Source organism: Streptomyces sp. NPDC031111, assembly GCF_055570675.1.
In genome coordinates, this window is sequence record NZ_JBVIGS010000049.1 from 1 (window position 1) to 14,182 (window position 14,182).

At 71.9% G+C, this 14,182-nt stretch carries 10 protein-coding genes; 6 read left to right on the top strand and 4 right to left on the bottom strand.

Going from position 1 to position 14,182, the window contains the following annotated elements:
• The first annotated feature begins 413 nt into the window (after positions 1 to 413).
• Together ACZ470_RS40170 and ptsP are read left to right on the top strand one after the other, a co-directional pair.
• Complete coding sequence (locus tag ACZ470_RS40170; RefSeq protein ID WP_468434909.1) at positions 414 to 863, top strand: PTS sugar transporter subunit IIA; 450 nt, start codon at positions 414 to 416, stop codon at positions 861 to 863.
• A gap of 77 nt (positions 864 to 940) precedes the next feature.
• The gene (gene ptsP, locus ACZ470_RS40175) at positions 941 to 2,611 is read left to right on the top strand and encodes a phosphoenolpyruvate--protein phosphotransferase (RefSeq protein WP_468434910.1); all 1,671 of its coding nucleotides are present in this window, start codon (positions 941 to 943) and stop codon (positions 2,609 to 2,611) included.
• Positions 2,612 to 2,689: 78 nt separating this feature from the next.
• Here ptsP and ACZ470_RS40180 read toward each other — a convergent pair whose 3' ends face one another.
• The gene (locus tag ACZ470_RS40180; protein WP_468434911.1) at positions 2,690 to 3,583 is read right to left on the bottom strand and encodes a hypothetical protein; all 894 of its coding nucleotides are present in this window, start codon (positions 3,581 to 3,583) and stop codon (positions 2,690 to 2,692) included.
• Between the two features lie 109 nt (positions 3,584 to 3,692).
• Positions 3,693 to 5,669, bottom strand: coding sequence for an acetoacetate--CoA ligase (locus ACZ470_RS40185; RefSeq protein WP_468434912.1), 1,977 nt, complete (start codon positions 5,667 to 5,669; stop codon positions 3,693 to 3,695).
• A gap of 213 nt (positions 5,670 to 5,882) precedes the next feature.
• Between ACZ470_RS40185 and ACZ470_RS40190 the strand changes: the two genes are divergently transcribed.
• Positions 5,883 to 8,255 (top strand): glycoside hydrolase family 31 protein, encoded by a 2,373-nt coding sequence (locus ACZ470_RS40190; RefSeq protein WP_468434913.1) that lies wholly within the window; start codon positions 5,883 to 5,885, stop codon positions 8,253 to 8,255.
• A gap of 3 nt (positions 8,256 to 8,258) precedes the next feature.
• Here the strand turns inward: ACZ470_RS40190 and ACZ470_RS40195 are convergent, their stop codons facing one another.
• Both ACZ470_RS40195 and ACZ470_RS40200 read right to left on the bottom strand, forming a co-directional pair.
• Positions 8,259 to 8,795 carry an NUDIX domain-containing protein gene (locus tag ACZ470_RS40195; RefSeq protein WP_468434914.1) on the bottom strand — a complete coding sequence of 179 codons (537 nt, stop codon included), beginning with the start codon at positions 8,793 to 8,795 and terminating at the stop codon, positions 8,259 to 8,261.
• Between the two features lie 46 nt (positions 8,796 to 8,841).
• Positions 8,842 to 9,651: a M15 family metallopeptidase gene (locus ACZ470_RS40200; protein ID WP_468434915.1), complete on the bottom strand. Its 810-nt coding sequence runs from the start codon at positions 9,649 to 9,651 to the stop codon at positions 8,842 to 8,844.
• Positions 9,652 to 9,824: 173 nt separating this feature from the next.
• Between ACZ470_RS40200 and ACZ470_RS40205 the strand changes: the two genes are divergently transcribed.
• The 3 genes from ACZ470_RS40205 to glpK all read left to right on the top strand — a co-directional run bounded on the left by ACZ470_RS40205 (position 9,825) and on the right by glpK (position 14,048).
• Positions 9,825 to 11,450: an EAL domain-containing protein gene (locus tag ACZ470_RS40205; RefSeq protein WP_468434916.1), complete on the top strand. Its 1,626-nt coding sequence runs from the start codon at positions 9,825 to 9,827 to the stop codon at positions 11,448 to 11,450.
• 326 nt (positions 11,451 to 11,776) lie between these two features.
• Positions 11,777 to 12,502: an MIP/aquaporin family protein gene (locus tag ACZ470_RS40210; protein WP_468434917.1), complete on the top strand. Its 726-nt coding sequence runs from the start codon at positions 11,777 to 11,779 to the stop codon at positions 12,500 to 12,502.
• Positions 12,503 to 12,536: 34 nt separating this feature from the next.
• A complete protein-coding gene (glpK, locus tag ACZ470_RS40215; protein ID WP_468434918.1) occupies positions 12,537 to 14,048 on the top strand; it encodes a glycerol kinase GlpK in 1,512 nt (503 codons plus the stop codon).
• Positions 14,049 to 14,182 lie beyond the last annotated feature (134 nt).

Here is a 14,182-nt window from a genome sequence, read left to right on the forward strand (position 1 = left end):
CGCTGTTGAGTTCTCAAGGAACGGACGCTTCCTTCGTACTCACCCTCTCGGGCTTTCCTCCGGGCGCTTCCCTTCGGTGTTTCCGACTCTATCAGTGTTTTTCCGGCCCTCTGACCACCGTCCTGCAGACATGCAGAAAGTGATCCAGAGATTAGGATCTGACGAGTTGGATTTGCTGCCGGGTGAGGACGTTGGTTCGCGTCGCTCGTCCCCAAGCAGGTGTACGACTCTACACGGGGTCGCGGACCGCGTGCAAATCGATTAGAGTGGTGGTCTAGACCTCTCGTCTAGACCACTGATCCGGACCTGTCCTCCGGAACCGGTACGTCACATGACATACCCTGCTGAACAGCGCGCCGGAGGCAGGCAGTGACGGCGGCGTACGTACAGATCTCCACTCTGGGAGGCTTCCCATGACCACCGTGACGTCCCCGCTTGCAGGACGGGCCATCGGATTGGCGTCCGTGCCCGATCCGGTCTTCTCCGGGGCCATGGTCGGCCCGGGTACGGCGATCGACCCCGTGCGGGAGCCCTCCGAGGCCGTCTCCCCCGTCGACGGCGTGATCGTCTCCCTGCACCCGCACGCGTTCGTCGTCGTCGACGAGAACGGGCACGGCGTGCTCACCCACCTGGGTATCGACACCGTTCAGCTCAACGGCGAGGGCTTCGAGCTGCTCGTCAACAAGGGCGACACGGTGACGCGCGGGCAGGGCATCGTGCGCTGGGACCCTGCCGCCGTCGAGGCCGCCGGCAAGTCCCCCGTGTGCCCGGTCGTGGCCCTGGAGGCCACGGCGGACGCCCTCTCCGAGCTGCGTGACGACGGCGATGTGAAGGCCGGCGACACCCTCTTCCTCTGGAAGTGACGCGGCGCCGTCCCATGACGGCCACCAGGACAACCACCGCGGCGGCCGGGTCCGCCGCTCAATCGGAGACGGGTGAGATGGAGACAACGCTGCGAGGCGTCGGGGTCAGCCACGGTGTGGCGATCGGCGAGGTACGGCACATGGGTACGGCGGTACTCGAGCCGCCGGCCAAGCAGATTCCGGCGGAGGACGCGGAGCGCGAGCAGGGGCGCGCCCGCAAGGCCGTGGAGGCGGTCGCGGCCGACCTGATGGCGCGGGGCAACCTCGCCGGCGGCGAGGCCCAGGCGGTGCTCGAGGCGCAGGCCATGATGGCTCAGGATCCCGAGCTGATGGCTGATGTGGAGCGGCGCATCGCCGTGGGCAGTACCGCCGAGCGTGCGGTGTACGACGCCTTCGCCGCGTACCGCGAGCTGCTGGCGAACGCCGGTGAGTATCTGGCGGGCCGGGTGGCGGACCTCGACGACGTGCGGAACCGTATCGTCGCGCGGCTGCTCGGGGTGCCGATGCCGGGGGTGCCGGACAGCGACGAGCCGTACGTCCTCGTGGCCCGTGATCTCGCGCCGGCGGACACGGCGCTGCTCGACCCGACGCTGGTGCTGGGCTTCGTGACCGAGGAGGGCGGGCCGACCAGTCACAGTGCGATCCTGGCCCGCGCGCTCGGTGTCCCGGCCGTGGTCGCCCTGCAGGGTGCCGGTGAGCTCGCCGAGGGCACGCTGATAGCGGTCGACGGCAGCACCGGTGAGATCTTCGTGAACCCGAGTGCGGAGAAGAAGGCCCAGCTCGAGGCGGCGGCGGCCGAGCGCAAGGCGGCGCTGGCGGCGTCGACCGGCCCCGGTGCGACCGCCGACGGTCACAAGGTGCCGCTTCTGGCCAACATCGGTGGCCCGGCGGATGTGCCGGCCGCCGTCGAGGCGGGTGCGGAGGGCGTTGGTCTCTTCCGTACCGAGTTCCTGTTCCTGGACGACAGCAAGCAGGCTCCTTCCGAGGAGAAGCAGGTCACGGCCTACCGTCAGGTGCTCGAGGCGTTCCCCGAGGGCCGTGTCGTGGTGCGGGTGCTGGACGCGGGTGCGGACAAGCCGCTGGACTTCCTGACTCCGGCGGACGAGCCGAACCCGGCGCTGGGTGTGCGCGGTCTGCGGACGCTGCTCGACCACCCCGGGGTGCTGCGTACGCAGCTGACGGCGCTGGCGAAGGCCGCCGAGGGGCTGCCCGTCCACCTCGAGGTCATGGCCCCGATGGTGGCGGACCGGGCCGACGCGAAGGCCTTCGCGGACGCCTGCCGGGAGGCGGGACTGCGGGCGAAGTTCGGCGCGATGGTCGAGATCCCGTCGGCCGCGCTGCGGGCGCGCTCGGTGCTTCAGGAGGTGGAGTTCCTGTCGCTGGGCACGAACGACCTGGCGCAGTACACCTTCGCCGCGGACCGTCAGGTGGGTGCGGTGTCCCGGCTTCAGGATCCGTGGCAGCCCGCGCTGCTCGACCTGGTGGCGCTGTCCGCGGAGGCGGCGAAGGCCGAGGCCAAGAGCTGTGGTGTCTGCGGTGAGGCCGCGTCCGACCCGTTGCTCGCGTGTGTGCTGACCGGTCTGGGTGTCACCTCTCTCTCCATGGGTGCGGCGTCGATCCCGTATGTGCGGGCGTCGCTGGCCAAGTTCACCCTGGCGCAGTGTGAGCGGGCCGCGGCGGCTGCCCGGGCGGCGGACAGTGCCGCGGACGCCCGTGACGCCGCTCAGGCGGTGCTGTCGGGCGAGTAGCCGGGCCGGCCGGTCGGTGATCGGCTTTCCCGAGGGGCGTTCCACCGCTGGTGGGGCGCCCCTCGGGCGTCTTCCGGCTCAGTGGCGGTGGTGCGGGTCCGGGCCCGGTGTTTCCCCGAGGTCGGGTGGTTCGCAGTAGTCGACGTTGGATTCCGGTGGGATGAGGTCTCCGGTCTCGGCGTCGGTGCAGTAGGCGTCGAAGACCTCTCCGGCGGTGAGGGGTTCGAGGCCGTAGGCGCGGAGTCGCCAGCCGTGGACGCGGTCGGGGCTCCCGGCTTCCGTCGTTCGCATGACCAGTCCGCCGGGGTTCGCGGTGGCGAGGCCGACGGCGAGGACGGTGGTGAATTCGAGGGCTTCCGTCTCGTCGAGTTCCATGTGGCCCTCGATGTCGTCGGCGTGCAGGACGGCGACGAGTGTTTCCGGCGGGCCGGAGACGCTGCACACGAGGTGCCGTTCGCCGGTTGGAGCGGTGTCGAGGATGCGGACGAGGAGCTCCGAGGCGCGGGTGAAGGCGGCGCGGCCCAGGTCCTCGCCGCACGCGGCGCAGGGGCCGAGGCGGGCGAGGAGTGTGGTCGCGTACTCCCAGGTCGCCTGGCGGACGGCCTCGTCGACGAGGGTGGGCAGGAGATCGGTGAGTGGCCTGCCGTCGTAGGGGACAGTGGGGCCGGTGGCGGCGAGTTCGGCGGTGAACCGGGTGCGGCTGGTGTGGCTGTCGGGGTCGAGGCCCGTTCGGCCGCAGTACTCCGCGTAGTCCTCGGGGTCGAAGAGGGCCACCGTGGTGTGGCTGCCCCGCAGTGCGCGCGTCCTGAGGAACGCCTCCATGTGTTTCAGGTAGGCGGTGTGGTCGTCGAAGATGAAGCTGTCGTAGCGCCGCATGGCGCGGAAGTCGTGCTCGTCGGCGAGCAGGCCGATGGTGCCGGCGACTTCGCGGCGCAGGACGCGTCGCAGGGTCCGGTGGTCGGTGTACGCCATGTCTCCCCCTCTGCACAGTCGATCAATGCTCACTCACAGTAATCGGCGGCACTGACAACGGCGTGTGGGCCGGGAGCGGAGGGGGAGAACGCTCTCCTCGGTGGGACGGTCAGGTGCGCTTGCGGGCGAGTTCCTCGTAGAAGGCGAGCAGGCCGAGGTCGTCGATGGATCCGGGGTTGACCGCCTTGTCCAGCGGGGTGCCCTGGAGGAGTCGTTTGACCGGGACCTCGATGCGCTTGCCGGTGAGGGTGTGGGGGACGCCGGGGACCTCGATGATCTCGTCGGGGACGTGTCGCGGTGACAGTTGCTCGCGGATGGTCTTCTTGATGCGGTTCAGCAGGTCCTCGTCGAGGGTGGCTCCGGGTGCGAGGTGGACGAACAGGGGCATCCAGTAGCCGCCGTCGGGCTGTTCGACGCCGATGACGAGGGATTCCTTGATCTCGGGGAGGCGTTCCACGGCTTCGTAGATGTCGGCGGAGCCCATGCGGACGCCCTGGCGGTTGAGCGTGGAGTCGGAGCGGCCGTGGATGACGACGGAGCCCCGGCTGGTGACGGTGATCCAGTCGCCGTGCCGCCAGACGCCGGGGTAGGTGTCGAAGTAGCTGTCGTGGTAGCGGGTGCCGTCGGGGTCGTTCCAGAAGTGGATCGGCATGGACGGCATCGGGTTGGTGACCACGAGTTCGCCGACCTCGTCGATGAGGGGCTTGCCGCCGGCGTCCCAGGACTGGAGGTCGGTGCCGAGGCCGGGTGCCTGGAGTTCGCCGATGTGGACGGGGAGGGTCGGGACGGCTCCGGCGAAGCAGGAGCAGACGTCGGTGCCGCCGCTGACGGAGGCGATCCAGAGGTCGGCCCCGTTCTCGGCGAACTCGTCGTGCAGCCAGCGGAAGCCGTCGGGGGGCAGGGGGGAGCCGGTGGTGGCGACGCACTTCACGGCGGAGAGGTCGAAGTCGCGCGAGGGGTGCACGCCGGCCTTGCGGCAGGCCATGACGTAGGCGGCCGAGGTGCCGTAGAGGGTGGCGCCGGTCCGTTCGGCGATGCGCCACTGGGCGCCGGTGTCCGGGTAGCCGGGGCTGCCGTCGTACAGAACGATGGTCGTTCCGGTGAGGAGGCCGGAGACGAGGAAGTTCCACATCATCCAGCCGGTCGAGGTGTACCAGAAGAAGCGGTCCTCGGGGCCCAGGTCGCAGTGCAGGCCCAACTGCTTGAGGTGTTCGACGAGGATGCCGCCCTGGGACTGGACGATCGCCTTGGGCAGGCCGGTGGTGCCGGAGGAGTAGAGCACCCACAGCGGGTGGTCGAAGGGCACCTGTTCGAAGACCGGTTCCGTGTCCGCGGCGGTGAGGGCCGACCAGTCCAGGGCCCCGGCGGGGGTTTCCGTGCCGAGCAGTGGGATGTGCACGACGGCGCGCAGGGTGGGCAGTTCGCGGCGCAGTTCGGCGACGACGTCGCGGCGGTCGTGCTCCTTGCCTCCGTAGCGGTAGCCGTCGACGGTGAACAGGACGACGGGTTCGACCTGCTGGAAGCGGTCGAGGACGCTGCGGGCGCCGAAGTCGGGTGCGCAGGAGGTCCACACGCCGCCCACGGCGGCGGTGGCGAGGAGCGCGACGACGGCCTGCGGGATGTTCGGGAGGTAGCCGCTGACTCGGTCTCCGGGACGTACGCCCAGGGAGCGCAGCTCGGCCGCCAGGGAGCCGACCTGGCGGCGCAGCTCGGCCCAGGTGACGGGGCGCGGTTCATGGGTTTCGTCGACGTACAGGAGCGCCGCTTCGTCCGCGCGGGAGGCGCTCGCGCGCAGGGCGTGTTCGGCGTAGTTGAGGGTGGCTCCGGGAAACCACTGGGCGCCGGGCATCGAGCGGTCGCCCAGCACGCGCGCGTAGGGGGCCGAGAAGCGGACGTCGAACCACTCCGTGACCGCTTTCCAGAAGGTGTCCAGCTCGTCCACGGACCAGCGGTGGAGCGCCGCGTAGCCGCCCTCGGCCGGGGCGCCGTGGTGTTCGGCGGCCCATGTCTGGAACGTGGTGATCCGTGCCTGGGCGATCTGTTCCCGGCTCGGCTGCCAGAGCGGCTGGGGGTTCACGGTCGACATGGGGCGGCTCCCGGACTGTGCGCGTCGTGTGCGTCCTCCGCGCACGGGCTGGGGTGTGCGCGTGACGCGGCTGACAGGGACGATGCCACGTGATCGACTTCCGCACCAGGGCGCCCCCCACATAGTCCGTGTCGTGAAGATGTGGTCCCATCACGGGTGAACGGCAGTTGAACGAGGCGCCTGGCGGGGGGTGTCGATGGCAGGGTGAGCAGCATGGACGGTCGTGACCTGGTGCGTTCGGTGAAATCGGTCGGTTCGGTGGGGGCGGCTCAGGGGTTGCGTACCGTACGAGCAGCGTGGCGCAGGCGGCGTGCCGACGCCACCGGGCTGCCGTCCCGGGGGCCGGAGCGGGCGCGGGTGCCCGGGACCGTACGGGAGGTGGAGCCGGGGCTCGGTGGCGGGCTGGTCCGGTTCGGCCGTTCCGAGCTGCGGATCTTCGTGGCGGTGAACGGGGCGGTCTTCTGGGGCTGGGACGGGGCGGCTCCGGAGCCGTCGTACGCGCTGGCCGGCCGCTGCCCCGATCCGGATCCGCGGGCCGCTCTGGAGCCGGACAAGGACGGTGGCTGGCGCGTGGTGGCCGAGCGCGTGACGGTGATCGTCTCGCGGCACGGAGCGGTGGAGGTGCTCACCCCGGGCGGTGTCACTCTGCGGCGCGATCTGCCGCCTCGCTGGTGGGAGCCGGTCGGCGGTGGCGCCGCGCGCTGGATGCAGCGGTCCGAGGTGGCCGCCGACGCCCGCTTCTTCGGGCTCGGGGGACGTGCGTCGGGTCCCCGGCTGCGGGACGGCACGTACCGGTTGTGGAACACCGGACCGGGCCGTCCGGTGGGCCAAGACGACGATCCGGCGTCCGTCACGATGCCGGTGCAGATGGTGGTGGCGGACGCGGGCACGCATCTGGTGTTCCACGACAACTCGTGGGACGGCGCCGTGACACTGCGGGAGGGCGAGGAGGGCGCCGGTTCGGGACATGACCGGGCCGGGACGAGTGAGTTGCGGATGGACGGCGGCCCGCTGCGCTGCTGGGTGATGGTGGGCACTCCGGCGCGGGTGCTGCTCGCCTGGGCCTCCCTCACCGGTGCGCCGGCTCTGCCGCCGGCTTGGGCGCTCGGTCACCATCACACGCGGGCGGCGTTCGGCGGCGAGGACGAGGTGCGGCGGGTGGTGGCGGGGCACCGGGAGCACGGGCTGCCGCTCGACGCCGTACATCTCGGCGTCGAGCACGTCGAGGCCGGTCAGGGGTTCACCGTCGACCAGGAGCGGTTCCCCAAGCTGCCGGTTCTGGCGGACGAGCTGCGGCGTGAGGGGATCCGGCTGGTGTCGGTCGTCGGTCCGGCGGTCGGGACGGTGCGCGGCACCACCGTGTACGACGAGGGGGCCGGGCGGGACGCGTTCGTGCGGGGCGCCTCGGGGGAGGTCGTGCGGGGGGTCGGGCGGCGGCGGGAGGTGGTCTTTCCGGATTTCACGGACGCGCGCGTGCGTGAGTGGTGGGGCGGGTTGTGCGCGGAGCGTTCGGCGCAGGGGTTCGCCGGGTACCGGCACGGCATGGACGAGCCGACGTCGTTCACGGCCTTCGGTGAGGCGACGCTGCCGCGGTCGGCGCGGCACGCGCTGGACGGGCGCGGCGGTGACCATCGCCAGGCACACAACGTGTACGGGCTGTGCATGGCGGGGGCGGCGTACGAGGGTCTGCGGAAGCAGGGGCCCCAGGAGCGCCCGTTCGTGTTCTCGCGTTCCGGGTGGGCCGGAACGCAGCGTTACGGCGGCGCCTGGCCGGCCCCGGGGCCGGCGGGGTGGTCCGGATTGCGGGCGTCGCTGTCACGGGTACTGGGGCTGGGCCTGTGCGGGGTTCCCTGCTCGGGTCCGGACATCGGTGGTTTCGACGGGGAGCCGGCACCGTCGTCCGAGCTGTATGTGCGGGGGCTCCAGTTGGGGGCCTATCTGCCGTTCTTCCGCACCCACGCGGGCCCGCGCGCGGGGCGTGGGGTGCTGTGGGAGTGGGGCGCGGAGGTGGTGGAGCACGCGCGCGTGGCGCTCGTCGAACGGCGGCGGCTGCGGCCGTACTTCATGACGCTGGCGCATCTGGCCCGGCGTACCGGCGCACCGTATGTGCGGCCGGTGTGGTGGTCGGCGCCCGAGGAGCGCGGGTTGCGGGACTGCGAGGACGCGTTTCTGCTCGGCGACGGTCTGCTGGTGGCGCCGGTGCTCGCTCCGGGGGCGGACGGGCGGTCCGTGCTGCTGCCGCGCGGGCGGTGGTACGACACGGCGACGGAACGGGCATACGAGGGGCCGGCCCGGGTGTGGGTCGACGCGCCCCTGGGGCGGATACCGGTGTTCGCACGCGCGGGCGCCGTTCTTCCGGTGCTCGGCGAGGACGGCGGTCCCGAGCTGGAGGTGTGGGCGCCCGCCCGGGGGCGGACCGGGGGCGGGCTGGTCGTGCCGGACGCGGGCGACGGGTGGGAGGAGCCGGAGACCGAGCGGTACACGGTCCGGTGGTCGGGCACGCGGGTCGTCGTCGAGCGGGAGGGCGAGGACGGCGTCGGTGCGCCGTCCTGCCCGGTCCGGGTCCGTGGGCTGGGGCAGGGCTGAGGATCAGATGTAGCGGCCCTCGAACCAGGCCCGCGCGGCCAGGGTGTGCAGGGGGAACGCGAGTTCCTCGGGGCGGCGCAGCAGGTGGCGCCCGTCGGTCTCGTCGGTGGCGGTGAAGGGCGGCAGGTCCTCCGCGGGGCGTTCCGGGAGGAGCCCGAAGAGGAGCAGGTGCCCGTCGGGCGAGCTCATGGCGTCGGCGAGTCGTACGTCGCGGCTCGCGGCGTCGATGCCGGTCTCTTCCTCGAGTTCGCGGACGACGGCATGGCGCCAGTCCTCCCGGTCGTCGATGTAGCCGCCGGGCAGGGCCGTGCCTCCGCGCGCGGGGGCGATGGTGCGGCTGATGACGACCAGGCCGGTGCCCTGTGTGTCGTACACGGGCTGGAGGGCCACCGCGACCGGCAGCGGATTGCGGTAGGCGACGGTGCCGCAGGCCGGGCAGGTGCGGGGCCGGCCGGAGACGCCCTCTCCGAAGGGCGTGCCGCAGCTCGAACAGTGGGAGTTCGGCGCGGAGTTGGAAGTCGAGGCAGCAGATTCGAACACGCGCGGACTGTATCCGATCACCTCGGGGGCGTCTCCGGTGGGCCGGTCAGTCGCGGTCGGTGAGCGATCCGCGGGACACCGGGAAGTCGAAGTAGGTGTCCGGGTGGGCCTCGGGCTTGTAGGTGTAGTGCCACCACTCCTCGGCGAGGTTCACGAAGCCGAGGTCCTCCAGGGTGTCCTTGAGGAGCAGCCGGTTGGCGCGCTGTTCGCCCTGGACACGCGGGTCCAGGGTGTGGCTGAGGGTGTCGAAGCAGTCGTAGCCGGTCCCCATGTCGACGGAGCTGTCGGGGAACCGCTCGTCCTCGGGGGCGAAGCACGGCGTGAGGGGCTGTCCGGGGTGGTAGGGCCGGGTCGGCCGTTCGGGGAGCTTCACGAGGGTGAGGTCCACGGTCGAGCCGCGGCTGTGGCCGGACTTCTCCGCGATGTAGCCGTCGGTGAAGAGCCGGGTCTTGTCGACGTTCGGATAGAACTCGGCCTTCATCCTCTGGTCGTCGAGGTCCTCGGCCCAGCGCACGAAGTGGTCCACGGCGCGCTGCGGCCGGTAACAGTCGTACACCTTCAGGGAGTAGCCCTGGGCGAGCAGCTCGCGCTGCGCCGTGTGGAGGGCCTCGGCGGCGGGGCGGGTGAGGATGCACAGGGGCTGCCGGTAGCCGTCGATGCGCTCGCCCACGAAGTTGTGCGGAGTGAAGTAGCGGATCTCCTGGATGATCGTCGGGTCCACGCTGTCGAGCGCCACGAAGTCCCGGGGCGCCGTGGGTTCGGGCTTCGCCTGGGCGGTGGCGGAGGAGGCGGTCGCGGCGAGCAGGGCGGCGACCGCGGTGATCAGACCGCGTACCGCGAGGGAGAGTCGTGTCATGTCCCCTGCATCTATCAGGAGCGGGCTCCGCGAGGGAAGCACCGTGCCCGTGCCCGGGCCGCGCGGAGCACGCTCCCGACGCTCCGCCATACGCAGAGTGACCGCCCGGGAATCCTGCGTGAACGTCCCGTGAACTGCGCTCGGGCGGGCGCGGGCGGCGCCAGCATGCTCCCGTGAGCTCCTGGACGGACAGTCTCCGGTTCGCCTTCCAACCGGTGGTCAATCTGACGACCGGCGGGGTGGCCGGCCTGGAGATACTGGCCCGCCCCGAGACGGGCGACGTCCTGGCCGAGGCCCGCCGCGATCCCGAGCTCGACCTGCGGCTGGCCGTGTCGGCCGTCCGGGCGGCGGTCCGCAAGGAGACGCTGCTCCCGCTGTACGTCAACGTGTTCGCGGGCACCCTCGCCGATCTGGGCGGCCTCGGCCGGCTGCACGACGCCGTGCGGGAGGCGGGACGGCTGCCGTGGGAGGTCACGGTCGACATCGGCCCTCCCTGGACGCACGTGCCGTGGCGGGCGCTGCTGCACGCGGTCGACGGGCTGCGCGGCCAGGGCTTCCGGATCTGCGCTGACGGGGTCGGGGACGGGGACGTCCCGCTGCGGCTGCTCGTGGATCTCGCGCCCGACCTGGTCAAGCTGGACGCGTCGATGCTGGCGCGGCCCGCGGCGGTACGGGCGATGCGGACGCTGTGCGAGGAGCTGGGTGCGCTGCTGTGCGTCGAGGGCGTGGAGACCGAGGGACAGTACGCGACGGCCCTGTCGGCCGGGGCCCAGCTGGCCCAGGGAGAACTGTTCGCGCCACCGGCCCGGCTGCCCAGCACGGACGTGTACGTTCCGCCGCGTTCCCCCGGCGCGGTGACGGCGCCCCGGCCGGGGCCGTCGGTGCGGGAGTTCGTGCGGCCGGCCGCGCTGCTGCCCGCCACCGCCTCCGCCGGCCAGGTACGGGCCCTGCTGACCGGGTCCCCCGACGTGTCCGGGGTGCTGCTCGTGGACCGGGCCGGGGTTCCGGTGCGGTCGGTGCACCGTTCCCGCTTCCTGCTGTCGATGTCCGGGCGCTACGGCCACGCCCTGTACGCCGACCGGCCCGCCGCCAAGCTCGGGGACCCGCCTCGGACGGTGGGCGTCGACGCCACCGCCTGGGAGGTCCTCGAGGTGGTGGCCGTCGGGGACCGGGGCCGCACCTCGGACGACGTGGCCGTGCTCGACGCGCACGGCCGGTGCGTGGGGGTCGTCCGGCTGGCGGACCTGGTGCGGGCGCTGGCCGAGACCCGGGTGGAAGAGGCGGCGGGGCTCAATCCGCTGACGCGGCTGCCCGGTTCGGACACGATCACCGCGGAGGTGAACCGGCGCATCACGGCCGGCCGGGCGTTCGCCCTCGGCTGGCTGGACATCGACCACTTCAAACAGGTGAACGACGGCGCCGGGTTCGCGGCGGGCGACGAACTCATCCGCGCGGTGGGGCGGTCACTCCAGCAGGGCGCGTCGGGCACCGCACGCGTGGGCCACATCGGCGGGGACGACTTCCTGGTGCTGGCCGATCCGGAGGCACTGGACTCGCTCGCGTCCCCGGTCCTCGACGCGCTCTGGTCGGCCGGTGGCCTCCCGGTCACGTTGTCGCTGGCCACGGTCGTGTGCCCGCCGGGCAGCGTGACGGACCACCGGCAGGCGGCCGCCTGGCTGGCGCCGCTGAAGAAGGCGGCCAAGGCGCTGCACGGGACGAGTTGGGTGCTCGGCCGCGCGGGCGCGGTCGGGCACGAGATCCGGCGCGGGACCGAGAGGGCGCCGGCGCCCGCGGGCTGACGGCAGGGCGCCCGCGGAGCGGACGCGTCCGGCCGGGTGGCCGATAACCGTTCCTGTGCGCGACCTTGACGGTCCCTGTGCGTCGGTGAACACTTCCGGTGTCAGTCGACATCGCCGTACATCTCGGCGTATTCCGGCACGCCACCGCTGGGGCCTCCTGCGGCACGGCCCACTCCCCACGGGCGATTCGGCTGCGACGGCACGCTCGTCACGGACGCCGGGCGGGGCGCGGATCCTCCCTGCCTTCGGCTGAAGTCGCCATGGGAAGACGCACCCTGCACGCGAGGTCCGGGCGGATCGTCCCGGGCCGGGGCCTAGGAGCCGCCATGAGCAACGGAGACATATTCGTCGGGGAGATCATCGGCACCGCGATCCTGATCCTGTTCGGCGCCGGCGTGGTCGCCGCCGTCGTGCTCAACTACTCGAAGGCGAAGGACGCCGGCTGGGTCGTCATCGCACTGGGCTGGGGTTTCGGTGTGATGGCGGGGGCGTACACGGCTGCCCCGCTGTCCGGCGGACACCTCAACCCGGCGGTCACCCTCGGGATCGCCATCGACACCGGTGAATGGGACCACGTCCACGTCTACGTCGCCGGTCAGATGGTCGGCGCGATGCTCGGCGCCGTGCTGTGCTGGCTGGTCTACTACGCGCAGTTCCAGGCCAACGCCGAGGAGGACATCGCCCAGCCGACCCTCGGGATCTTCTCCACGTCCCCGACGATCCGCCATCCCGTCGCGAACCTCCTCACCGAGATCATCGCGACCGTGGGGCTGGTGCTCCCGATCCTGGCCTTCGGCCTCACCAAGGGGCTCGGCGAATCGGGCACGGCGATCCTGATCGTCTCCTTCCTGGTGGTCGGCATCGGCCTGTCGCTCGGCGGTCCCACCGGCTACGCCATCAACCCGGCCCGCGACCTCGGGCCGCGCGTCGTGCACGCGCTGCTCCCGATTCCCAACAAGGGCACCTCGGACTGGGGTTACGCCTGGGTGCCCGTCGTGGGACCGCTCATCGGCGGGGCGCTGTCCGGGCTCGTCTTCAACGCAGCCTTCTGAACGAACTTCCGCACGAACCGACGAAGGGGACGTCATGACGGACAAGTTCGTCGCCGCGATCGATCAGGGCACCACCTCCAGCCGCTGCATCGTCTTCAACCAGCACGGCGCCATCGTCGCCGTCGACCAGCGCGAGCACCGCCAGATCTTCCCGAAGCCCGGCTGGGTGGAGCACGACGCCACAGAGATCTGGTCCAAGGTGCAGGCCGTGGTCGCCGGGGCGATCGCCCGGGCGGGCCTGCGCGCCGACCAGCTGAGCGCGCTCGGCATCACCAACCAGCGGGAGACGACGGTCCTGTGGGACCGGGCCACGGGCAAGCCCGTGCACAACGCGATCGTGTGGCAGGACACCCGGACCGCCGCGCTCTGCAACCAACTCGGCGGTCCGGACGGGCAGGACCGTTTCCGCGAGCAGACCGGGCTGCCGCTGGCCAGCTACTTCTCCGGGCCGAAGGCGGCCTGGCTGCTCGACAACGTGCCCGGCCTGCGGGCCCGCGCGGAGAACGGCGAGATCGCGTTCGGCACCATCGACTCCTGGCTGATCTGGAACCTCACCGGCGGCACCGACGGCGGACGGCACGTCACCGACGTGACCAACGCCGGCCGGACGATGCTGATGAACCTGGAGACGCTCCAGTGGGACGCGTCCATCCTCGACGCGATGAACGTGCCCGAGGCGATGCTGCCGGAGATCAGGTCCTCGGCCGAGGTCTACGGCACGGCCGTGGGCCAGCTCTCCGGCGTGCCCGTAGCCTCGGCGCTGGGCGACCAGCAGGCAGCGGTCTTCGGGCAGGCCTGCTACGACGTGGGCACGGCGAAGAACACCTACGGCACGGGCAGCTTCCTGCTGCTCAACACCGGGAACCGGCCCGTGCCCTCGAAGAGCGGACTGCTCACCACGATGGGCTACAAGATCGGCGACGAGGCGCCCGTCTACTGCCTGGAGGGGTCGATCGCCATCACAGGCGCGCTGGTGCAGTGGTTCCGCGACCAGCTCGGCATCATCCGTACCGCCGACGAGATCGAGCCGCTGGCGGCGAGCGTGGAGGACAACGGCGGCGCCTACATCGTGCCCGCGTTCTCCGGCCTGTTCGCGCCGTACTGGCGCTCCGACGCGCGCGGTGTGGTCACGGGGCTCACCCGGTACGTGACGAAGGCGCATCTCGCGCGCGCGGTGCTCGAGGCGACGAGCTGGCAGACGCGCGAGGTCGTGGACGCGATGTACCAGGACTCCGGGGTGCGGATCACCACCCTGAAGGTCGACGGCGGGATGACCAGGAACAACCTCCTCATGCAGCACCAGGCGGATGTGCTCGGCGTGCCGGTGATTCGGCCCAGGGTCTCCGAGACGACCTGTCTGGGAGCCGCGTACGCGGCGGGGCTGGCCACGGGCGTGTGGAACGGCCTCGACGAGCTGAAGTCCCACTGGCAGAAGGACGCCGAGTGGACACCGGCCATGGAGCAGTCGGTGCGGGACCGTGAGTACCGCAACTGGCGCAAGGCGGTGGAGAAGAGCTTCGGCTGGATGGAGGAGGGCGACGGCTGACCACGCTCGCGTGGTGCGTCACCCTCCGCGGGGGGGGGGGGGGGGGGGTGGGGGGGGGGGGGGGGGGGGGGGGGGGGGGGGGGGGGGGGGGGGGGGGGGGGGGGGGGGGTGGGGGGGGAGGGGGGGGAGGGTGG